Here is a 22,273-nt window from a genome sequence, read left to right on the forward strand (position 1 = left end):
TGTTCATCACAGGGCCGATTCCTGGGTAACGGTGGCGGGCGCGAACTCGGGTTTGAGCCGGCCGTTTTCGTCGAGCAGCCAGGCGTCCATGATCTGGCGAACCACCGGAGCGGCGACACCCGAGCCGGACTCACCGTTCTCGACCATCACCGAAACCACGATTTTCGGGGCTTCGGCTGGGGCAAACGCGACGAACAAGGCATGGTCGCGGTGGCGCTCCTGGAGTTTGTTGCGGTCATACTTCTCGCCCTGCTTGATCGCCACCACCTGGGCGGTGCCGCTCTTGCCGGCAATGCGGTACTGGGCACCGGCTGCTGCCTTGCGCGCGGTACCGCGGGCGTTGTGCATCACCTGTTCCATGCCATGGGTGACCTTGGCCCAGTCGGACTTGTCACGCAGCACGATGTCTTCCATGGGGTTGTCGTCCACCGGCGGCAGGCCTTCGATGGTCTTGGCCAGGTGCGGGCGGTTCCACACACCTTTGTTGGCGATCAGTGCAGTGGCCTGGGCCAGTTGCAGCGGCGTAGCCTGCATATAGCCCTGGCCGATGCCGAGAATCAGGGTTTCGCCAGGGAACCAGGCCTGGCGACGGGTGGCACGCTTCCATTCGCGCGACGGCATCAACCCGGCAGATTCCTCGAACATATCGAGGGAAACCCGCTGGCCGATACCGAACTTGTTCATGTAGCTGGACAACCGATCGATGCCCATCTTGTGCGCAAGGTCATAGAAGTAGGTGTCGTTCGAGCGCATGATGGCGGTGTCCAGGTCGACCCAGCCATCACCGGAGCGGTTCCAGTTACGGTATTTATGGTCGTAGTTGGGCAACTGGTAGTAGCCAGGGTCGAACACCCTGCTGCTGGCATTCACGACGCCACTGTCCAGACCGGCAATAGCCACCGCCGGCTTGATGGTCGACCCCGGCGGGTACAGGCCACGCAGCACGCGGTTGAACAGCGGCCGATCGATCGAATCGCGCAATTCGGCATACGCCTTGAAGCTGATGCCGGTGACGAACAGGTTGGGGTCGAAGCTAGGCTGACTCACCATCGCCAGTACCTCGCCGGTGCGCGGGTCGAGCGCAACCACTGCACCACGCCGGCCTCCCAGGGCGGCTTCAGCGGCCTCCTGCAGCTTGATGTCCAGGCTCAGCACAATGTCCTTGCCCGGCTTCGGGTCGGTGCGCTTGAGCACCCGCAGCACACGGCCACGGGCGTTGGTCTCGACTTCCTCGTAACCCACCTGACCGTGCAGGGCGGCCTCGTAGAAGCGCTCGATGCCGGTCTTGCCGATATGGTGGGTACCGCTGTAGTTCACCGGGTCGAGCGTTTTCAGCTCTTTCTCGTTGATCCGCCCTACATAACCCACCGAATGGGCAAAATGCGCACCCTGCGGGTAATGCCGCACCAGCTGGGCCACCACCTCGACACCCGGCAGGCGGAACTGGTTTACCGCCACGCGGGCAATCTGCTCTTCGTTGAGCTCGAACAGAATCGGCACCGGCTCGAATGGCCGGCGGCCTTGGCGCATGCGCTTCTCGAACAGGGCACGGTCGTCAGCGGTGAGCTCAAGCACTTCGACGATGGTATCCAGCACTTCCTGCCAGTTACCCGCACGTTCGCGGGTCATCGACAGGCTGAAGCTGGGCCGGTTGTCGGCAACGATCACCCCGTTGCGGTCGAAGATCAACCCGCGGGTCGGCGGGATCGGCTGCACATGCACCCGGTTGTTCTCCGACAGCGTGGAGTGGTAGTCGTACTGGATGATCTGCAGGTAGTACAGCCGTGCGATCAACACGCACACAAGCAGCATGATCGCGACTGCGCCGACCACGACGCGGTTGCGCACCAGGCGGGCGTCTTTCTCGTGGTCCTTGAGACGGATCGGCTGCGACATCGGACTGCTTACAGGCTCATTTGTGGTAAGGGTGCCCGGACAACACGGTCCAGGCGCGGTAGATCTGCTCGCCGATGAGTATCCTTACCAACGGGTGCGGCAACGTCAGCGGCGACAGCGACCAACGTTGCTCGGCGCGTGCGCAAACCTCAGGCGCCAGGCCCTCCGGGCCACCCACCATCAAATTCACCGTGCGCGCATCCAGGCGCCAGCGGTCCAGCTCGGTGGCCAGCTGTTCGGTACTCCAGGGCTTGCCATGGACCTCGAGGGTGACAATGCGTTCCCCAGGCTGCACCTTGCTCAGCATGGCTTCGCCCTCCTGACGGATCAGGCGGGCGACGTCGGCATTCTTGCCACGGGTATTCAGCGGGATTTCCACCAGCTCCAGCGACAGCTCGGCGGGCAGGCGCTTGGCATATTCATGCCAGCCTTCCTCGACCCACTTCGGCATGCGCGAGCCGACCGCAATCAGGCGCAGACGCACAGCGCTTTCCTTATTCGCGGTCTTTGAGCTTGTCGGAGTACTCGTGGGCATGGTCCGGGCTGTGGTGCTTGCCATCGGCGGCACGGCTTTGCTCGGCACCCTGCCACAGGCGCTCAAGGTCGTAGAACTGGCGGGCAGCGGCGGTCATCATGTGCACGATGACGTCGTTCAGGTCCAGCAGCACCCAGTCGCTGTCGCCCTTGCCTTCTTCACCCAGTGGCTGGGCGCCTTTGGCCTTGACGGCTTCACGGACCTTTTCGGCCATCGCGTTGATCTGGCGGTTGGAGGTACCGGTGGCAATGATCATGTAGTCGGTCAGGCTGTGCTTCTCGCGCACGTCGATGACCTGGATGTCCTGGGCCTTGACGTCTTCCAGCGCTGCCTTGGTCACTGCGACCAGTTCTTCGCCGTAAATTTTCTGCTTGGTCATATAAAACTCGTTCAACTCGTTGGATGAGGCGCCAGAGGCACCGTCAGTTGGGCGCACGATACAGTTCGTGCGCCTCGATATAGGCCAGTACGGCGTCCGGCACCAGGAACCTCACCGATTTGCCGCTGGCCAGCAGCTGTCGGATCTGTGTAGCCGACACCGCAAGCGGCGTCTGCCAGACGAACGAAATATTTCCCGCCGGGCCGGACATGGCGGTGGGATCGCTCTCCGAGCGCGCAGCCAACAGGTTGCGCAACTCGTCAGGGGGTTCTACGTCGGCATCCGGACGTTGCAGTACCAGGATGTGACAGTGTTGCAGCAATTCTTCCCAGCGATGCCAGGCGGGCAGACCACAGAAGGCATCCCAACCCAGCACCAGGAACAGCTGGTCGTGGCCGGACAGCTCGGCGCGGATCGATTCCAGCGTATCGATGGTGTACGACGGCTTGTCACGTTCCAGCTCGCGGGCATCGACGCTCAGGCAAGCGACGCCCTGCACCGCTTCACGGACCATGGCCAGGCGATCCTGCGCGGCCACCTGTGGCGTGTCGCGGTGCGGCGGCCGGGCATTGGGCAACAGGCGTAGCTCATCCAGCCCCATGAACTCGGCCACTTCCAGCGCGCTGCGCAAGTGGCCGATATGCACGGGGTCGAAGGTACCACCTAGAATGCCGATACGCCGGACTGCCTGGGCCTTGCTCAACTCAGCAGGACCCCTGGCCGCGCAACTGGCCATCGCCGATCACCACGTACTTCTCGCAGGTCAGGCCTTCCAGACCGACAGGGCCGCGGGCATGCAGCTTGTCGGTGGAAATACCGATTTCCGCACCCAGGCCGTACTCGAAGCCATCGGCAAAGCAGGTCGGGGTGTTGAGCATGACCGACGCCGAATCGACCTCAGCCATGAACTGACGGGCTTCACCCTGGTGTTCGCTGATGATCGAGTCGGTGTGGTGCGAGCCATAGTGGTTGATGTGCTCGATGGCCTGGTTCAGGCCGTCGACCACGCGAATCGACAGGATCGCATCGAGGTATTCCGTGTGCCAATCGGCTTCGGTGGCCGGTTTGGCGCTGATGATAGCCTGGGTACGCTCGCAACCGCGCAGCTCCACGCCCTTCTCCACGAAGCGGCGGGCCATTTCTGGCAGGAAGCGCTCAGCCACTTGCTGGTCGACCAGCAGCGTTTCCATGGCACCGCAGATGCCGTAGCGGTAGGTCTTGGCGTTGAAAGCCACATTCCAGGCCTTGTCCAGGTCGGCATGCTGGCTGACATAGATGTGGCAGATGCCGTCCAGGTGCTTGATCACCGGCACGCGGGCATCGCGGCTGATGCGCTCGATCAGGCCACGGCCTCCGCGCGGTACGATGACATCGACGAATTCCGGCATGCTGATCAGCGCGCCCACGGCTTCGCGGTCGGTGGTTTCGACCACCTGCACCACCGCCGCCGGCAGGCCGGCTTCGGCCAGGCCACGCTGAATGCAGGTGGCAATGGCGCGGTTGGAGTGGATGGCTTCGGAACCGCCCCGAAGGATGGTTGCATTGCCCGACTTGAGGCACAGGCTGGCGGCATCAATGGTCACGTTCGGGCGCGATTCATAGATGATCCCGATCACCCCCAGCGGGGTACGCATCTTGCCTACCTGAATGCCCGATGGGCGGTAGCTCATGTCGCGAATGGCACCGACCGGGTCCGGCAGGCTGGCCACCTGGCGCAAGCCGGTGATCATGCCGTCGATACGCGCCGGGGTCAGCGCCAGACGGTCGAGCAGTGCGGGCTCCAGGCCACTGGCGCGGCCAGCGGCAAGGTCCAGCTCGTTGGCAGCGGTGAGTTCGGCACGGGCAGCGTCCAGCGCGTCGGCGGCGGCTTGCAGGGCGCGGTTCTTCTGCGCGGTGCTGGCACGGCCAATCACCCGGGAAGCCTCACGGGCAGCGCGACCCAGGCGGGTCATATAGTCAAGAACGGACTCAGTCATGGGTTCGGTGTCTTGGCGAAGGGGAAATCGGCTGATTATAACTGCCGCGCAGGTGTACGCCCAGCGGCGGGTGGCGGATGGTCGAAAATGGATGGGGCAATGTGTAGGAAAGATGTAACCGGGGTTATCGAGATTTCCATCGCCTGTTGCGGCCCTTTCGCGGGCGCGCCCGCTCCCACAGGGATTTCACAAGGCCTGGACCTATGCACCACCAGTGGGAGCGGGCATGCCCGCGAAAGGACCGGCACTGCCAACATCACCCTCCGATTCAGCCTCGATTAAGCCATTCATTGCTATCATCCCCGCCTCTCCAGCCACGAACTGCTCCGCATGCCAGCCCTGCCCGACAGCTTTTTCGACCGCGACGCCCAGACCCTGGCCAAGGCCCTGCTGGGCAAGGTCATCCGTCACCGCCACGGCGACCTTTGGCTGGCCGCGCGGATCATCGAGACCGAGGCCTACTACCTTTCCGACAAAGGTAGCCACGCTTCGCTCGGCTATACCGAAAAACGCAAGGCGCTGTTCCTGGATGGGGGGCATATCTACATGTACTACGCCCGCGGCGGCGACTCGCTGAACTTCAGCGCCCACGGGCCGGGCAACGCGGTGCTGATCAAGTCTGCCTATCCTTGGCAGGACGCCCTCTCGGGGCCCGATAGCCTGGCGCAGATGCAACTGAACAACCCCGATGCAAGCGGCAATATCCGCCCGCAAGAGCGCCTGTGCGCCGGCCAGACCCTGCTATGCCGGGCCCTGGGCCTGAAAGTGCCGCATTGGGACGCCCAGCGTTTCGACGCCGAACGCCTGTACGTCGAGGACTGCGGCAACGCCGTGCCCCGGGTGATCCAGGCCGCTCGCCTGGGCATTCCGCACGGGCGCGACGAGCACCTGCCGTACCGCTTCGTCGATGCCGGGTACGCCCGTTTCTGCACACGGAACCCGTTACGCCGCGGCCAAGTCGAAGGCCGTGATTTCTTCATTCTCGAACAAGGAAGCTGAACATGGGCCAATGGCTCGACAGCCTGACCGGCTGGCTCAGCGCCAACCCGCAGTGGCTTGGCCTGGCGATTTTCCTGGTGGCCTGCATCGAATGCCTGGCCATCGCCGGCATTATCGTGCCGGGCACCGTACTGCTGTTCGCCGTGGCGGTACTGGCCGGCAGTGGCACGTTCAGCCTGGGCGAAACGCTGCTCCTCGGCTTTCTCGGCGGCCTGCTGGGCGACGCCTTGTCTTACACAGTGGGCAAGTACTTCCACCAGAACATTCGCCGGCTGCCGCTGCTACGCCACCATCCAGAATGGATCGGCAGCGCCGAAAGCTACTTCCAGCGTTATGGCATCGCCAGCCTGCTGGTAGGCCGCTTCATCGGCCCGCTGCGGCCGATGCTGCCAATGGTCGCCGGCATGTTCGACATGCCCCTGCCGCGCTTCATCGCCGTCAGCCTGCTGGCGGGTGCCGGCTGGTCGGTCGCCTACCTGCTACCCGGCTGGGCCACCGGCGCCGCCATGCGCCTGCCCCTGCCGGAAGGCTTCTGGCTGGACGCCGGGATCATCGCCGGCGCCCTCGCGGCGCTGATCGGCCTGAGCCTGAATACCAGCCTGCGAGACCAACGCCACGGCACCCGGCTGGTTGCCGCGCTCAGCTTCATCACCCTGGCCGGTGTATTCCTCGGCTGGCCCTACCTCCATGAGTTCGACCAAGGCGTGATGACACTGGTCCAGGAGCATCGCAGCCAGGCCATCGACAGCACCGTGGTGCTGGTGACACGGCTAGGCGATTTCCGCACCCAGTTGTTCCTCGGCGGCCTGCTGACCGGCCTGCTGCTGCTTGCCCGTCAGTGGCGACACGCATTTTTCGCCGCTGGCGCGTTGATGGGTACGGCGATCGCCAACGGCACACTGAAATGGCTATTTGCCCGGGCCAGGCCGGAAGTACTGACCGACCCACTGACCAGCTACAGCATGCCCAGCGGGCACAGCTCGGCATCGTTCGCGTTCTTCCTGGTCATGGCCGTACTGGCGGGGCGTGGGCAGCCACCACGCATGCGCCTGACCTGGGTGATGCTGGGGTGCATTCCGGCGCTGGCGATTGCCCTGTCGCGGGTGTACCTGGGGGCGCACTGGCCAACCGATATCCTGGCTGGGGCCCTGCTGGCCTGTTGCGTATGCGCACTCAGCCTGACATTGGTGCAACGCCAGCAGACCCTGCCAGCCCTGCCGCTGCGGGTGTGGTGGCTGGTGTTGCCGGCATGTGTGGCGCTGCTGACGTTCTTCGCCATGCATGCGCTGCCGCAGGCGTTGGTCAGGTATCAATATTGATGTTGCCTGTGCCGGCCTATTCGCGGGTAAACCCGCTCCTACGCAGGGGATCGCGCTTGTCGTAGGAGCGGGTTTACCCGCGAATAGGCCGGCACCGGCAATACAGAACCATCAGGCGAACAACTCACCCTGAATCCGCTCCAGCAGCTTCTGGATTTCCCCCAGCCGCTGCTGCGGCGAATCGAGGGTCAGCAGGTCCAGCTTGTCTTCTTCCATGAACGGCAACAGGTACGCCAGCTGATTGGCCAGCGCCTGACGCCCGTCCACCGGGCGCGGCATACCCAGCGCTTCGACCATGGGGTGCTCACCCAGGGCCACCAACAGCGCCAGCAGGTCGTCATCGGCCTCCAGCAACGGGCTGTCGGCCTGCTCCGGCAGCCATTGCACCTGGCCCACCAGCAACTGGTCCTTCTGCACCTCGGAGCTTTCCAGATTGAAGCGCCGCACGCCCTCGACGCGGATACCCAGCAAGCCGTTATCCTGCTGCACGAAGTCGCGGATCACCGCTTCACAGCCGATCGAGGCGACCACCGGCGGCGCCTTGCCGACTTGTTCGCCCTCAAGGATGCACACCACACCAAACCCTTCGCCCTGCTTCATGCAGCGCCCGATCATGTCCAGGTAGCGCGCCTCGAAAATCTGCAAATCGAGGAAGCAGCCAGGAAACAGCACGGTATTGAGCGGAAACAGCGGTAGCGTCATCACAATTCCTCAAGCCACCAGGCTGACTGCCAGCGGCAGGAACACCGCTGTAGCCACCCCCATCAGGCTCATCGCCAGCGCGGCAAAGGCGCCGCATTCGTCACTTTCCTGCAGGGCCACCGAAGTGCCCACTGCGTGTGCGGTCACGCCCAGCGACATGCCGCGCGCCTCAGGGCTGTGCACGCCGAAGCGGCTCAGCAACGCCGGGCCGAAGATCGCCCCGATCACCCCGGTAATCAACACGAACACTGCCGCCAGGGCCGCCACGCCGCCAATCTGCTCAGCCACCAGCATGGCGATCGGCGAGGTGACGGACTTCGGCGCCATGGTCATCAGGATCATGTGCTCGGCACCGAACCACCAACCCAGCACCAGGCAGCAGAGCGTGGCAAACAGGCCTCCGACTACCAGCGTAGTAAATGTCGGCCAGAACAGCTGGCGGATACGCCGCAGGTTGAGGTAGAGCGGCACAGCCAGGGCCACCGTAGCGGGCCCCAGCAGGATGTTCATGATTTCGGTGCTTTTGCGGTATTCGCTGTAATCGATGCCGCACAGCAGCAACACACCGATCACCAGCAGCATCGACACCAGTACAGGTTGCAGGAAGATCCAGCGGGTTTTCTCGTAGGCTGCCAGCACTACCTGATAGGCCCCCAGCGTGATGCCAATACCGAACAATGGGTGGTGAATGACCGCATCGAGTGCGCCCTGCCAGTCGAGCATCATGGCTGCTCCTCACGCTTGCCCTGGCGCTGGATGAGCTTTTGCATCAGCACACCGACGAACACAAGGGTCAACAGACAGGAGATCAGCAAGGCCCCGACAATCGCCCAGAAGTCGGCGGCAATGTCCTTGGCATATACCATCACCCCGACTGCCGGCGGTACCAGCAGCAGCGGGAGATAGCGCAGCAAGCTGCTGGCGGCCTCGTTCAGCGGCTTGCCGACCTCACCGCGAGCCATGAGAAAGAGCAGCAGCAACAACAGGCCGATGATCGGCCCGGGCAAAAACGGCACAAACAGGTGATTGATCGCCGTCCCCAGCAGCTGGAACAGTACCAGCCAGGTCAAACCACGCAACAGCATAAGCATCTCCCTCGGGCATGGCCGCCATTATAAGCACGCTCAGCTATAGACCGATATTCGCCGAAAAGTGGGCAACTTGACTGAAACGGTTCGCCGTGCTGATCTTGTACTTTCGTACCAACTGACAACCCGGAGAGTCCGCGATGCCCCATGTACCGGTTACAGAGCTTTCGCAGTACGTTGGCAAGGAGCTGGGCCACTCGGAGTGGGTGAAGATCGACCAGCAGCGCATCAACCTGTTCGCCGAGGCGACCGGCGACTTCCAGTTCATCCATGTCGACCCCGAGAAGGCAGCAAAAACCCCGTTTGGCGGCACGATTGCCCATGGTTTCCTGACCTTGTCGCTGATCCCCAAGCTGATTGAGGACATCCTCGTTCTGCCGCAAGGGCTGAAGATGGTGGTGAACTACGGGCTGGACAGCGTGCGCTTCATTCAGCCGGTCAAGGTCGACAGCCGGGTTCGGCTGAAAATAAAGCTGGGCGAGGTGACCGAGAAAAAACCGGGGCAGTGGCTACTCAAGGCGATTGCCACGCTGGAGATTGAGGGTGAAGAGAAGCCTGCTTATATAGCCGAGTCGCTGTCGCTCTGTTTTGTCTGATACATGCCCGGGGGGCTGCAGTGCAGCCCCCGATCCACAAATCCCCCGCACTCGCGTAAACTGCCAGCCTTCGCGCAGCCTAGGGCTGCCCCTGTCGATTTATCAAAGGTGCCCGCCATGCCCTGGCTGCAAGTACGCCTGGCCATCAGCCCGGAACAAGCCGAAACCTATGAAGATGCGCTGCTTGAAGTAGGCGCCGTCTCGGTCACGTTCATGGATGCCGAAGATCAACCGATCTTCGAACCAGACCTCAACACCACCCCGCTGTGGTCGCACACTCACCTGCTGGCACTGTTCGAGGCCGATGCCGACCCTGAACAGGTGTTCGCCCACTTGCGCCTGCTGACCGGCGCCGAGCTGCCCGAGCACCAGGCCGAGGTGATCGAGGATCAGGACTGGGAGCGCAGCTGGATGGACAACTTCCAGCCGATGCGCTTCGGCCGCCGCCTGTGGATCGTGCCCAGCTGGCACGATGCCCCGGAAAAGGACGCCGTGAACCTGCTGCTCGACCCGGGCCTGGCCTTTGGCACCGGCACCCACCCCACAACGGCCCTGTGCCTGGAATGGCTCGACGGCCAGCAGCTTGAAGGCACCCAGGTGCTGGACTTTGGCTGCGGTTCGGGCATCCTGGCCATCGCTGCGCTGCTGCTGGGCGCCCGCGAAGCGGTAGGCACCGACATCGACGTGCAGGCCATCGAGGCTTCGCGCGACAACGCCCAACGCAACGGCATTGCCGACGAGAAACTGGCGCTGTACCTGCCCGAACACATGCCGGCGATGCAGGCCGACGTGCTGGTTGCCAACATCCTCGCCGGCCCGCTGGTGTCGCTGGCGCCACAGTTGTCCGGCCTGGTTCGCCCAGGTGGCCTGCTGGCGCTGTCGGGCATCCTCGCCGAGCAAGGTGAAGACGTGGCCGCCGCTTATGCCGCCGACTTTGAACTGGACCCGATCGTCGTGCGCGACGGCTGGGTGCGCATCAGTGGTCGGCGTCGCTAAGCGGGCCTAGAATACTTTTCTGCACAGCTCCCGGATCGCCGCATGACCGACAGTTTCGTCACCCAGTGCCCGCATTGCCAGACCAGCTTTCGCGTCACCCACCACCAGTTGGGCGTGGCGCGTGGCGTGGTGCGCTGCGGTCACTGCCTGCAGGTATTCAATGCCGCCAAGCAGCTGCTGGAGCAAAACCGCGCCGCTACCACCAGCGCCCCCGTGGTGCCGGCACCGGTACCTGCAGTGCCTGCCGAGCCGCTGGCCGAGCTGGCGCCAGAGCCTGCCATCAGTGTACGCGGCACCCCTCCTGACCAGGACTGGGCGCTGACTGCCCAGGCGCTGGACGAGCTCGACCTCGACAAGGAACTGGAGCGCCTGGAGCGTCGCGGCCAACCGGCCCCGACCCACCCGGCCAGCCAGGATGACAAGCTGCAGGCACGGCGCGATGAACTTCACCCGGACGAGCACGCAGAAGACCTTTTCGGTACGGCTACCGATGAGCCCTACGCGCCGCAGGAACCGGCAGAGCCTACCCCGGTGCTACTGGAACCGGAACCTTTGGAGCTGGACCTGGAGCCTGCCCCCGGCGAGCGTACCGAGCCTACCCTGGGCAGCAACCTTGACCTGGACATCGATGGCGAGCCGCCTGTGCACCGTGCGGCCGAACGCGATGACCAGCCCGCATTCAGCGAACCGCTGCGCATCAGCGATGACGAAACCCCGGAAAAAGGCCTGAGCGCCCGCGACGACGAGCCACTGGCGCTGCGCCTGTCGGCGCATGACGACGAGCCCGTCGAGCCGCTGCCCGGAGAGCGCCTGGAACCAGGCCTTGCCGGCAAACCCGAGCGCCCCTCGCGCAAGGAGCCGCTGGTCGATGTGGTCGATGACCCGCTGCAGCTAGGCTGGGAAAAACCCGCACCCAACTGGGGCAAGCGCCTGCTGTGGGGCTTTCTGACCCTGCTGGCTGCCGGCCTGCTGGCGTTCCAGTACGTGTGGTTTCACTTCGACGAAATGGCCCGCCAGGACCAGTATCGGCCGATTTTCCAGCAAATCTGCCCGATGCTCGGCTGCCAGGTCCCTACCCGCGTCGATATTGCACGCATCAAGAGCAGCAATCTGGTGGTGCGCAGCCATCCGGACTTCAAGGGCGCACTCATTGTCGACGCGATCATCTACAACCGCGCACCGTTCGCCCAGCCATTCCCATTGCTGGAGCTGCGCTTCGCCGATCTCAATGGCCAACTGATCGCCAGCCGTCGCTTCAAGCCCAGCGAGTACCTGTCGGGGGAACTGGCAGGGCGTGGCGAAATGCCCAGCCAGACGCCAATCCACATTGCCCTGGACATCCTCGACCCTGGGCCGAAGGCCGTGAATTACAGCCTGAGCTTCCGTTCGCCGGAGTAGGCGACAAGCGGCCAGCAGCAAGCGACAAGACAAGAAGCCCCAACCGCGACCGCTTTTTGTCCTGTCGCTTGCTGCTTGAAGCACAAAGGCATAAGCCGACAACTGTTCAGATTTTATCCAAATCCATCTTTATCCAGTCATCGAGAGCGGGTATCATGCCAACCCTTTTTCGAACTCCAAGATTCGGCCCCACAACAGGGATCACCTATGTCGGCGGTACGCATCGGCCAATACACACTACGTAACAACCTGATCCTCGCGCCCATGGCCGGGGTCACGGACCAGCCTTTCCGTACACTTTGCCAGCGCCTGGGCGCCGGCATGGTGGTGTCGGAAATGGTAAGCAGCGACATGAGCCTGTGGAACAGCCGCAAGTCGAGCCTGCGCCGCATCCATGAAGGTGATCCCGAGCCACGCTCGGTGCAGATCGCCGGCGGTGATGCGCAGATGATGGCAGCGGCGGCAAAGGCCAATGTCGAAGCGGGTGCCCAGATCATCGACATCAACATGGGCTGTCCGGCAAAAAAAGTCTGCAACAAAGCCGCAGGCTCTGCTTTATTGAGAGATGAAGCCTTGGTCAGCGAGATCCTCCACGCCGTAGTCAGCGCTGTGGACGTACCGGTGACCCTGAAAATCCGCACCGGCTGGGACCGGGCGAACAAGAACGGCCTGAACGTGGCGAAGATCGCCGAACAGGCTGGCATCCAGGCGCTGGCGGTGCATGGCCGCACACGTGCCGACCTGTACACCGGCGAAGCCGAATACGACACCATCGCGGCCATCAAGCAGGCGGTGTCAATCCCGGTTTTTGCCAACGGCGATATCACCTCGCCAGAAAAGGCCCGGGCGGTGCTGGAAACCACCGGGGTCGATGGCCTGTTGATTGGCCGGGCTGCCCAAGGGCGGCCATGGATCTTTCGCGAGATCGAGCATTACCTGCGCACTGGCGAACATCTGCCAGCGCCGCAACTGGACGAAGTGGAACGCATCCTGCTGGAGCATCTGGCCGCGCTGCATGCCTTCTATGGCGATGTGATGGGCGTACGTATCGCCCGCAAGCACGTTGGCTGGTACCTGGCAACACGACCCGGCGGCAAGGAGTTTCGCGCCCGGTTCAACGCTTTGGAAGACACACAAGCGCAGTGCGCCAACGTTCGCGCGTTTTTCAGCGAACGTCGACAGAGCCTTGAGACAGAGGACGGACAAGGGGTGGCCGCATGACGATGATGACCGAGAATTTTGTGAGTGGAACAACGCCCGTGAGCGACAACGCCAACCTGAAACAGCACCTCAACACGCCGAGCGAAGAGGGCCAGACCCTTCGCGACAGCGTCGAGAAGGCGCTGCACAACTACTTCGCCCACCTGGAAGGCGCGACCGTGACGGACGTGTACAACCTGGTGCTCTCCGAAGTCGAGGCGCCCCTGCTCGAAAGCGTGATGAACTACGTGAAGGGCAACCAGACCAAGGCCAGCGAGATGCTCGGGCTGAACCGAGGCACCCTGCGCAAGAAGCTCAAGCAGTACGACTTGTTGTAAGCCAGAATCCCATCCAGAAAAGGCGACTCCCTGAACAGAGGCGCCTTTTTTGCTGACTCCACCGCGTTATTGGAACCCGAAATGACCGACCAGACTACCCGCCTGCCAGTCCGCCGCGCCCTGATCAGCGTCTCCGACAAGACCGGTATCCTCGAATTCGCCCGTGAGCTGCAGCAGCTCGGTGTCGAGATCCTGTCCACCGGCGGCACCTACAAGCTGCTCAAGGACAACGGCGTAAACGCGGTGGAAGTGGCCGACTACACCGGCTTCGCCGAAATGATGGATGGCCGGGTCAAAACCCTGCACCCGAAGATCCACGGCGGTATCCTCGGCCGTCGTGGCACCGACGACGCCATCATGAACGAGCACGGCATCAAGCCGATCGACCTGGTTGCGGTCAACCTGTACCCGTTCGAAGCCACCATTTCCAAGCCTGGCTGTGACCTGCCGACCGCCATCGAGAACATCGACATCGGCGGCCCGACCATGGTCCGTTCGGCAGCCAAGAACCACAAGGACGTGGCCATCGTGGTCAACGCCAGCGACTACGCCGGCATCGTCGAAGGCCTCAAGGCCGGTGGCCTGACCTATGCCCAGCGCTTCGATCTGATGCTCAAGGCGTTCGAGCACACTGCCGCCTACGACGGCATGATCGCCAACTACATGGGCACCATCGACCAGGCCAAGGACACCCTGAGCACCGAGGCGCGCAGCGAATTCCCGCACACCTTCAACAGCCAGTTCGTCAAGGCACAGGAAATGCGTTATGGCGAGAACCCGCACCAGAGCGCGGCGTTCTATGTAGAAGCCAAGAAAGGCGAAGCCAGCATTTCCACCGCTGTCCAGCTGCAAGGCAAGGAACTGTCATTCAACAACGTGGCCGACACTGACGCCGCGCTGGAATGCGTAAAGAGCTTCGTCAAGCCGGCCTGCGTCATCGTCAAGCACGCCAACCCGTGCGGCGTGGCGGTAGTACCGGAAGACGAAGGCGGCATCCGCAAAGCCTACGACCTGGCTTACGCGACCGACACCGAATCGGCGTTCGGCGGCATCATCGCATTCAACCGTGAACTGGACGGCGAAACCGCCAAGGCCATTGTCGACCGCCAGTTCGTCGAAGTGATCATCGCCCCGAAAATCTCCCAGGCCGCCCGCGACGTGGTGGCTGCCAAACAGAACGTACGTCTGCTGGAGTGCGGCGAGTGGCCAGCCGAGCGCGCTGCCGGTTGGGACTTCAAGCGCGTCAACGGTGGCCTGCTGGTGCAAAGCCGCGATATCGGCATGATCACCGCCGATGACCTGAAGATCGTCACCAAGCGTGCCCCGACCGAGCAAGAGATCCACGACCTGGTATTCGCCTGGAAAGTGGCCAAGTTCGTCAAGTCCAACGCCATTGTCTACGCCAAGCAGCGCCAGACCATCGGCGTCGGCGCCGGCCAGATGAGCCGCGTCAACTCCGCCCGCATCGCTGCAATCAAGGCCGAGCACGCTGGCCTGCAGGTGCAGGGCGCGGTCATGGCGTCGGATGCATTCTTCCCGTTCCGTGACGGTATCGACAATGCAGCTAAAGTGGGTATCAGCGCCGTGATCCAGCCGGGTGGTTCGATGCGTGATGCTGAAGTCATCGCTGCTGCCGACGAGGCCGGCATCGCGATGGTCTTCACTGGCATGCGCCACTTCCGCCACTAATTACGCGGATCCCGAGGCGAGTCGAGATCCTGTGGGAGCGGGCTTGCCCGCGAATACGATGGTGGATTCACCGCCGCATTCGCGGGCAAGCCCGCTCCCACAGTGTTCGGCGCAAGCCACGGGATCACTTGAATCGAGGTTTTGACATGAAAGTTTTGATCATCGGCAGCGGCGGCCGTGAGCACGCCCTGGCCTGGAAAGTCGCCCAAGACCCACGCGTCGAGAAAGTCTTCGTTGCCCCGGGCAACGCCGGTACCGCCATTGAAGCCAAGTGCGAGAACGTCGCCATCGACGTGTGTGCCCTGGAGCAATTGGCCGACTTCGCCGAGAAAAACGTCGACCTGACCATCGTCGGCCCGGAAGCACCGCTGGTTATCGGCGTGGTCGACCTGTTCCGCAGCCGCGGCCTGGACTGCTTCGGCCCAACCAAGGGCGCGGCCCAGCTGGAAGGCTCCAAGGCCTTCACCAAGGATTTCCTGGCACGTCACAAGATCCCGACCGCCGACTACCAGAATTTCACCGAGATCGAGCCAGCGCTGGCCTATCTGCAGGAAAAAGGCGCGCCAATCGTGATCAAGGCCGATGGCCTGGCGGCCGGCAAGGGCGTGATCGTCGCCATGACGCTGGAAGAAGCCGAAGCCGCCGTGCGTGACATGCTGGCTGGCAACGCCTTCGGTGAAGCCGGTTCGCGTGTCGTGATCGAAGAGTTTCTCGACGGCGAAGAAGCCAGCTTCATCGTCATGGTCGACGGCCACAATGTGCTGCCCATGGCCACCAGCCAGGACCACAAGCGCGTCGGCGACCAGGATACCGGCCCGAACACGGGCGGCATGGGCGCCTACTCCCCTGCCCCGGTGGTTACCGCCGACGTGCACCAGCGCGTGATGGACCAGGTGATCTGGCCAACCGTGCGCGGCATGGCCGAGGAAGGCAACGTCTACACCGGCTTCCTCTACGCCGGCCTGATGATCGACAAGGCGGGCAACCCCAAGGTCATCGAGTTCAACTGCCGCTTCGGCGACCCGGAAACCCAGCCGGTCATGCTGCGCCTGGAGTCGAGCCTGGTACTGCTGGTGGAAGCTGCGTTCGCCAAGGCACTGGACAAGGTCGAAGCACAGTGGGACCCGCGCCCGAGCCTGGGCGTGGTCCTGGCAGCGGGCGGTTACCCGGGCGACTACGCCAAGGGCGACGTGATCAACGGCCTGGACGCTGCCGCCAAGATCGAAGGCAAGGTATTCCATGCCGGTACTGCGCTCAAGGATGGCAAGGTAACCACCAACGGCGGGCGCGTGCTGTGTGCCACCGCCATGGGCAGCACCGTTGCCGACGCGCAGCAGCAGGCTTATCGCCTGGCCAAGGAAGTCAGCTGGAACGGCAGCTTCTACCGTTCCGACATCGGCTATCGGGCCATCGCCCGCGAGCGCGGTGAGCACCAGCAGTAAGTACTACCGGTATGCCGCAGCGGTTTCAGCCTGCGGCATCCGGCTCGTCGACAGGGCCCGGAATGGGCCTTGCCTTCGACTTCGCGCGCCGCGCATAGTGAGTACCCGGCACATCGGCCAAGAAGGGATTTCGTAGTGCGTCGGCTTCGGATTGCCTCAGCTCTGATCGTCAGCTTGCTGACCCTGCTCTGCATGTTTCCGGCTGCGGCCGAACATGACGGAGGCTGGACCGTTCTGCTCGACGAACAGGCCAACCTGCAACTGAGCGATGTGCGCTCCGAGCGCTATCGCAACCAGTTCAGCCCACTGCCTCTCGCCGACCTTGATGCTGCCCCGGCTGGACAGGCCTTGTGGCTGCACTATCGTCTGGCACCAGGTGACCAGGAGCAGCTGCTGCGGGTATTTGCCCCGGACCTTTCTGGCCTGGACCTCTACGCCCTCGAAGGTGAACAACTTCTGCGTCAGCTGCACCACGGACGCCAGGCCGGCAATGCCAGCCCGACCCTGCGTGGCAGCGACCATGTATTGCCCCTGCCCAACAGCAGGCAACCGCTGGACATCTACTTGCGCCTGGCCTCAGAGCACCAGCTGCGTCCGGCCATCAGCCTTGAACCTGCGGCCGAGGCAGCCTCGGATCAACGCCAGCCGCTGTGGTTCGGCATGCTGTTCGGCGGCCTGATCATGCTGATCATGCACAACCTGATCCGCTTCCTCTACACCCGCTCCAGCACCACCCTGATCCTGGCGCTGTACCACGGCCTGATGCTGCTCAGCGGCCTGATCCTGCTGAACCTCAGCGGCCCTTGGTGGCATGTGTGGCACAGTGCGCAAACGCCTGCCGCCTATCTGACGCTGGTCCTGGCCGGCCTGTCCGGGTTGTATTTCACCCAACATTTCTTTTCGCCGTGCAATTCGCCACGGCTTAACCGCCTGCTGCAGGGTGAGATGCTGATTGTCGGGCTCAGTGGCCTGGTGCTGCTGTTCGTCGATACCCTGCCACTGAACCTGATGACCTACGCCCTGATGGCGCTGGGCAGCGTGAGCATGCTGCTGGTCAGCAGCTACCACTGGTACAAGGGCTATGCACCCGGACGCCTGTTCAGCCTGGCCATGGTGGTGTTCAACCTCGGAGGCCTGGTCCTGCTGCCAGCCCTGCTGGGCCTGACACGCACCTCGACACCCTGGCTGCTGTGCATCCTGCTGGGCCTGACCGTGGTCAGTGGCCTGCTGCTCAACCTGGCAGTCAGTGAACGGCTGCGGCGCATAAGCGAGGAGCGTTTCAGCGCCAGCCGTGCACTGGCCGCCAGCGATGCAGAAATCAACGCCAAAGCCGAGTTCCTGGCCAAGATCAGCCACGAAATCCGCACCCCGATGAACGGCGTGCTCGGCATGACTGAACTGCTGCTGGGCACACCGCTGTCGGTGAAGCAACGTGACTATGTGCAGACCATCCACAGCGCGGGCAACGAGCTGCTGACGCTGATCAACGAAATTCTGGACATTTCCAAGCTGGAATCCCGGCAAATCGAGCTGGATGATGTGCAGTTCGACCTTAACGCGCTGATCGAGGATTGCCTGAACATCTTCCGCGCCAAGGCCGAGCAACAGAACATCGAGCTGATCAGCTTCACCCAGCCACAAGTACCGCGAGTTATCAGCGGAGACCCGACGCGCCTGCGCCAGGCCTTGTCGAGCCTGCTGGAAAACGCCCTGAAAAACACCGACCAGGGCGAGATCCTGCTGGTGGTGGCGCTGGATCAACGCGGCGAGGTGCCACGCCTGCGTATCGCCGTGCAGGACAGCGGCGAGCCGTTGCCCGCTGCCGACCGTGAAGCCTTGCTGCAGGCCGAGTTGCACAGCCACCACTTCCTTTCCAGCAACAAGCTGGGCGGCCACCTGGGGCTGGTCATCGCCAAACAGTTGATCGGTCTGATGCAGGGCGAGTTCGGCATCAAGAGCAACACCGGCATGGGCAACACCCTGTGGCTGACCTTGCCGCTGGACCCTTCACGCCTGGAACAGCCACCGGCGGACCTCGACAGCCCGCTGCGCGATGCCCGCGTGCTGGTAGTAGACGACAACGACACGTGCCGCAAGGTGCTTGTACAGCAGTGCAGCGCCTGGGGCATGAACGTCAGCGCAGTGCCGTCGGGCAAGGAGGCTCTGGCCCTTTTGCGCACCAAGGCGCACCTGCGCGACTACTTCGACGCGGTGCTGCTGGACCAGAACATGCCCGGCATGACCGGCATGCAGCTGGCCGCCAAGATCAAGGAAGACCCGAGCCTGAACCACGACATTCTAGTGGTGATGCTCACCGGCATCAGCAATGCGCCGAGCAAAGTCATCGCGCGCAACGCCGGGGTCAAGCGAATACTGGCCAAGCCGGTGGCCGGTTATACGTTGAAGACCACCCTGGCCGAGGAGCTGGCACAGCGCGGCCGCGAACAGGCGATACCTGCCAGCCTGCCTGGCATCCCGCAGGCGCTGGACCTGCCAGGTGACTTCCGCGTGCTGGTCGCCGAAGACAACAGCATCTCGACCAAGGTGATCCGCAGCATGCTCGGCAAGCTCAACCTCAAGCCCGATACCGCCTGCAATGGCGAAGAGGCCTTGCAGGCGATGAAAGCGCAGCATTATGACCTGGTGTTGATGGACTGCGAGATGCCGATACTGGACGGTTTCTCGGCCACCCAGCAGTTGCGGGCCTGGGAAGCTGACAACCAGCGCCAGCGCACGCCGGTGGTGGCACTGACAGCGCACATACTGGCCGAACACAAGGAGCGCGCGCGGCTGGCAGGCATGGACGGACACATGGCCAAGCCGGTGGAGTTGTCGCAGTTGCGCGAGCTGATTCAATACTGGGCAAATCACCGGGAAGCCAAGGTGGACCCGGCACATACGTCCTGACCGATATCCAATGCTCTTGCAGGAGCGGCCTCGCGACACAAGGCCGCGCCGGCATAAACCCAAGGAACACTGCTCATGCTCCATGAGTTGTTCAGCGTCTACCTGAAAATGCTCGTGCTCTACAGCCCGTTCTTCGTGCTGTCGTGTTTCATCAGCCTGACCCGCGGCCACTCCAGCAAGGAGCGCAAGCAACTGGCCTGGAAGGTCGCGTTCGCAGCCTTGGTCGCCAGCGTGATGCTGTACCTGTTCGGGCGGGCGATCTTCGGAATTTTCGGCATCACCGCCGATGCCTTTCGCATCGGTGCCGGCAGCGTGCTGTTCATTTCGGCCCTGGGCATGGCCCAGGGCAAGCCGGCGGTACAGGCCGACAACGTGCAGCAGGATGTGACCATCGTACCGCTGACCATTCCGCTGACCGTTGGCCCCGGTACCATCGGTGCCCTGTTGGTGATGGGGGTGAGCCAGCCGCACTGGGATGAAAAACTGCTGGCCATCGTCAGCATTGCCTTGGCCAGCTTTACCGTAGGCCTGGTGCTGTATCTATCGCACCGTATCGAGCGCCTGCTCGGTGACCAGGGTTTGCAAATCGTCAGCCGCCTGATGGGGCTATTCGTCTGCGCCCTGGCAGCACAGATCATCTTTACCGGGATTCGCGGCTACCTGCTGCCCTAGGGTGCAGAGCCTACAACTGCAGCTCAAGGATAGCCTTGCCATTTTGCTTGTCGACACTGGCCTGGGCCCGCTTGCGGTAGTCTTCGCGGAACCCCTGCAAGTTGAAGTGGATCACTTCGACTCGCATGTCCAGGAGTTTTACTTCACTGTTCAACTGCATGAACAAGAAGCCCTTGGAGGTCTTTTTCATCGACATTTCCATGTGAACCAACACCATGTCGATGAAGCCGCTCGACTGCTGTGAGCAAGGCAGCAACTGAAAGCGCCCGACCGCTTTGGAGACTGCCCTGGATTCAAACGCGGTCAGTGCCTGGCTGTCATTGCGCAGCGCCTGAAGCGACGACTGCGCAGATTGATAATGGCCGGCGGAGCCTTTCTGGCGAATCTGGGCAAGCGCCTGATCGGCAAGGCTGGCCCTGTCCGGCCCCGGTCGAGTCGCCGTGGGCGCGAGCTTGCCATCAAAGCCCAGAAACGCAAGGTTACGCCAGTAGTTCCTGAACCAGTCCGGCTCCAGGCCTTCGTTGAAGTCCCCCCAGGCTACTTGCTGGGCAAACGCATTGGCCAACAGGATGTCGTCACGGGCTTCGCGGCTAACACCTGGCAAGAATGACAGCAGGCTGCTGTGGACGAGTTTGCCACTGGCGGCACCTTGATTGATCTCACTCATTTTCGACTCCTGATGTTGTCGCAAGTTTGACCTGGCTGCGGTACTGCAATTGCTTGACCTTGATAGCGTCATGCAAGCCCGGACTTATCGAACTGATCACTTTTTCATGGGTGAAATAATTGGCATCGAACTGCTGAGCGGCCTGGGCACTTGAAAGATTCAGCGGCTGCCACAGCCAATCCATCGCCAGATGTTCTGCTGTGCTGAAGCCCAATTCGGTACTGATGACCCCTGAATCGGCCAGTATCAGGCGCAACTCCATACGTACATGGCTCATGCCTTTATCGTCCGGGGGCCGAACACATTCGGCCCATAACAACTGTTCTATGGCACCGTCGGGTTGGGCGGAATAGGCGTCGAGGCATGTGGCTACCGGCCCCTGCAGGGCGCTGGGCACACCTGCCAAGAGCTTGGCCCGCAACATGCTCCACGGTTCACAGGCCACTGCGGGTGCAGCAGGCACGGCGCCGGAATGCAAGGTCGCGACAGTGCAGCCGAAGTTACCCTGAATTCGCAGATACTCCTTGTGCCACTCAGCGTCCTGAAGGGCGTGACCCTTGCTAGCGGTCAGGTAGGCTGCCAGCTGAACATCCAACAGTGCTTCTGCTCGTGAAGCACTGACATTGTTGTCGATCAATACCAGGCTATTGCCGTTCAACCACAACGTGTAATTGGCGTGCATCAGTATGCCCTCCAGGCCCGTCGACGCCGTGTCGACAGGCCAACTTCATCGTCAGAGTTCCAGTGCCAGCAGGACCTGCAGGGCATTGTCGTCAAGTTTGGTTTCTACAATGGCGCGAACTTTGTCGTATTGGCGCTTATCGAAATTCAACACCGCACCACAAGCAAAGTTGGAAGTACCGTTGCTTTCCCACTTGACCAGCAGATAGTTGGCAGCCTTGTCAGGCTTGGCGTCGGTCTGGATCGCACTGACCAGCATCGCCACTTGGCCGCCGTCCGTTTGCTCGCACTTGGCAAGGCTCAGCCCGGTTCGGTCATCTTCGACCGACTTGCGGTCGAGCAACTCGACGTTTTTGGTGCTGGCGGCCAAGGCTGAAACAACCGTTTTGCCGAGATTGTCCAGGGCGGTTGCCACATCGCCAGTGAAAACGCCATATGCCGCCTGCAGGCCCTTGCCCAGCAAGTTGCTGACCTCAAGGCGCATATTGCGTTCAGTGACCTGCTGTACATCGACATTGGTCGGCGCCCAGCCCATCTTGGACATCAGGTAGATGTAGTGTTTGAACCAGAGTTGCGTTTCACGGATAGGGTCATGCTGCTTGTTGGCACCTTGCGTGGCCAGGGCATGACAAGCCTTTGCAGCATCGCGGTTTTGCTCACCCATCAGGTCGGGGAACACGAACAGATTCTTGTCCGGCAGAACCTGAAGCTGCAGCTTCTCTTTATCGGTCGTCATGGGAAAGGTCTCCAGGAAGGGTACGGTTGGAGCCAAATAGCTCCAGCCGCAAACCTA

Annotated in this window: 22 protein-coding genes; 11 read left to right on the forward strand and 11 right to left on the reverse strand. The window is 62.5% G+C overall.

Annotated features, from left to right (window positions below; genetic code table 11):
* Positions 1–6: 6 nt before the first annotated feature.
* Genes mrdA through REH59_RS25665 form a run of 5 tightly spaced genes read right to left on the reverse strand, consistent with a single transcriptional unit; the run spans position 7 to position 4,786 of the window.
* Positions 7–1,896 (reverse strand): penicillin-binding protein 2, encoded by a 1,890-nt coding sequence (gene mrdA, locus REH59_RS25645; protein ID WP_003249725.1) that lies wholly within the window; start codon positions 1,894–1,896, stop codon positions 7–9.
* Positions 1,897–1,912: 16 nt separating this feature from the next.
* On the reverse strand, positions 1,913–2,380 hold the full coding sequence (rlmH, locus tag REH59_RS25650) for a 23S rRNA (pseudouridine(1915)-N(3))-methyltransferase RlmH (protein ID WP_003249722.1): 468 nt from the start codon (positions 2,378–2,380) through the stop codon (positions 1,913–1,915).
* A 10-nt stretch (positions 2,381–2,390) separates the two neighbouring features.
* Positions 2,391–2,810, reverse strand: coding sequence for a ribosome silencing factor (gene rsfS / locus REH59_RS25655; protein ID WP_009685825.1), 420 nt, complete (start codon positions 2,808–2,810; stop codon positions 2,391–2,393).
* 43 nt (positions 2,811–2,853) lie between these two features.
* Positions 2,854–3,546: a nicotinate-nucleotide adenylyltransferase gene (gene nadD, locus REH59_RS25660; protein ID WP_010955423.1), complete on the reverse strand. Its 693-nt coding sequence runs from the start codon at positions 3,544–3,546 to the stop codon at positions 2,854–2,856.
* Positions 3,515–4,786, reverse strand: coding sequence for a glutamate-5-semialdehyde dehydrogenase (locus REH59_RS25665; protein WP_004576854.1), 1,272 nt, complete (start codon positions 4,784–4,786; stop codon positions 3,515–3,517). The genes nadD and REH59_RS25665 overlap by 32 nt, the downstream gene beginning before the upstream one ends.
* Before the next feature lie 330 nt (positions 4,787–5,116).
* On the opposite strand from REH59_RS25665, the gene REH59_RS25670 reads away from it, so the two are divergent.
* Together REH59_RS25670 and REH59_RS25675 are read left to right on the forward strand one after the other, a co-directional pair.
* Entirely contained in the window at positions 5,117–5,785 is a 669-nt protein-coding gene (locus REH59_RS25670) for a DNA-3-methyladenine glycosylase (protein WP_003249713.1), read from the forward strand.
* A 2-nt stretch (positions 5,786–5,787) separates the two neighbouring features.
* A complete protein-coding gene (locus REH59_RS25675; RefSeq protein ID WP_014861015.1) occupies positions 5,788–7,104 on the forward strand; it encodes a bifunctional DedA family/phosphatase PAP2 family protein in 1,317 nt (438 codons plus the stop codon).
* A 111-nt stretch (positions 7,105–7,215) separates the two neighbouring features.
* Here the strand turns inward: REH59_RS25675 and REH59_RS25680 are convergent, their stop codons facing one another.
* The 3 genes from REH59_RS25680 to REH59_RS25690 are packed head-to-tail and all read right to left on the reverse strand — an operon-like array spanning position 7,216 to position 8,891.
* Positions 7,216–7,806 (reverse strand): LON peptidase substrate-binding domain-containing protein, encoded by a 591-nt coding sequence (locus tag REH59_RS25680; RefSeq protein ID WP_003249708.1) that lies wholly within the window; start codon positions 7,804–7,806, stop codon positions 7,216–7,218.
* A gap of 9 nt (positions 7,807–7,815) precedes the next feature.
* Positions 7,816–8,532 (reverse strand): LrgB family protein, encoded by a 717-nt coding sequence (locus tag REH59_RS25685; protein WP_004576852.1) that lies wholly within the window; start codon positions 8,530–8,532, stop codon positions 7,816–7,818.
* The gene (locus REH59_RS25690) at positions 8,529–8,891 is read right to left on the reverse strand and encodes a CidA/LrgA family protein (protein WP_014861016.1); all 363 of its coding nucleotides are present in this window, start codon (positions 8,889–8,891) and stop codon (positions 8,529–8,531) included. The genes REH59_RS25685 and REH59_RS25690 overlap by 4 nt, the downstream gene beginning before the upstream one ends.
* Positions 8,892–9,034: 143 nt before the next feature.
* On the opposite strand from REH59_RS25690, the gene REH59_RS25695 reads away from it, so the two are divergent.
* From REH59_RS25695 to REH59_RS25735, 9 genes are all read left to right on the forward strand, one after another.
* Positions 9,035–9,490 carry a MaoC family dehydratase gene (locus REH59_RS25695; RefSeq protein ID WP_014861017.1) on the forward strand — a complete coding sequence of 152 codons (456 nt, stop codon included), beginning with the start codon at positions 9,035–9,037 and terminating at the stop codon, positions 9,488–9,490.
* A 117-nt stretch (positions 9,491–9,607) separates the two neighbouring features.
* Positions 9,608–10,486: a 50S ribosomal protein L11 methyltransferase gene (gene prmA / locus REH59_RS25700; RefSeq protein ID WP_003249700.1), complete on the forward strand. Its 879-nt coding sequence runs from the start codon at positions 9,608–9,610 to the stop codon at positions 10,484–10,486.
* A gap of 42 nt (positions 10,487–10,528) precedes the next feature.
* A complete protein-coding gene (locus REH59_RS25705; protein WP_014861018.1) occupies positions 10,529–11,884 on the forward strand; it encodes a DUF3426 domain-containing protein in 1,356 nt (451 codons plus the stop codon).
* A gap of 207 nt (positions 11,885–12,091) precedes the next feature.
* On the forward strand, positions 12,092–13,105 hold the full coding sequence (gene dusB, locus REH59_RS25710) for a tRNA dihydrouridine synthase DusB (protein ID WP_003249695.1): 1,014 nt from the start codon (positions 12,092–12,094) through the stop codon (positions 13,103–13,105).
* Positions 13,102–13,422, forward strand: a complete 321-nt coding sequence (gene fis / locus REH59_RS25715; RefSeq protein ID WP_003249693.1) for a DNA-binding transcriptional regulator Fis — start codon at positions 13,102–13,104, stop codon at positions 13,420–13,422. The genes dusB and fis overlap by 4 nt, the downstream gene beginning before the upstream one ends.
* Positions 13,423–13,503: 81 nt before the next feature.
* Entirely contained in the window at positions 13,504–15,111 is a 1,608-nt protein-coding gene (purH, locus tag REH59_RS25720) for a bifunctional phosphoribosylaminoimidazolecarboxamide formyltransferase/IMP cyclohydrolase (protein WP_014861019.1), read from the forward strand.
* A 146-nt stretch (positions 15,112–15,257) separates the two neighbouring features.
* Positions 15,258–16,553 carry a phosphoribosylamine--glycine ligase gene (purD, locus tag REH59_RS25725; RefSeq protein ID WP_003249685.1) on the forward strand — a complete coding sequence of 432 codons (1,296 nt, stop codon included), beginning with the start codon at positions 15,258–15,260 and terminating at the stop codon, positions 16,551–16,553.
* 135 nt (positions 16,554–16,688) lie between these two features.
* Complete coding sequence (locus REH59_RS25730; protein ID WP_014861020.1) at positions 16,689–19,460, forward strand: hybrid sensor histidine kinase/response regulator; 2,772 nt, start codon at positions 16,689–16,691, stop codon at positions 19,458–19,460.
* Between the two features lie 75 nt (positions 19,461–19,535).
* On the forward strand, positions 19,536–20,132 hold the full coding sequence (locus tag REH59_RS25735; protein ID WP_003249681.1) for a MarC family protein: 597 nt from the start codon (positions 19,536–19,538) through the stop codon (positions 20,130–20,132).
* A 10-nt stretch (positions 20,133–20,142) separates the two neighbouring features.
* Here REH59_RS25735 and REH59_RS25740 read toward each other — a convergent pair whose 3' ends face one another.
* From REH59_RS25740 to REH59_RS25750, 3 genes are read right to left on the reverse strand one after another with little or no spacing between them, the layout of a single operon-like run.
* Positions 20,143–20,799, reverse strand: a complete 657-nt coding sequence (locus tag REH59_RS25740; protein ID WP_014861021.1) for a hypothetical protein — start codon at positions 20,797–20,799, stop codon at positions 20,143–20,145.
* Positions 20,792–21,481 (reverse strand): hypothetical protein, encoded by a 690-nt coding sequence (locus REH59_RS25745; protein WP_014861022.1) that lies wholly within the window; start codon positions 21,479–21,481, stop codon positions 20,792–20,794. Before REH59_RS25745 ends, REH59_RS25740 begins: the two co-directional genes overlap by 8 nt.
* Positions 21,482–21,532: 51 nt before the next feature.
* The gene (locus tag REH59_RS25750) at positions 21,533–22,216 is read right to left on the reverse strand and encodes a hypothetical protein (protein ID WP_014861023.1); all 684 of its coding nucleotides are present in this window, start codon (positions 22,214–22,216) and stop codon (positions 21,533–21,535) included.
* Positions 22,217–22,273: the final 57 nt, after the last annotated feature.

Source organism: Pseudomonas sp. BO3-4, assembly GCF_034044115.1.
GTDB classification, from domain to species: Bacteria; Pseudomonadota; Gammaproteobacteria; order Pseudomonadales; family Pseudomonadaceae; genus Aquipseudomonas; species Aquipseudomonas alloputida.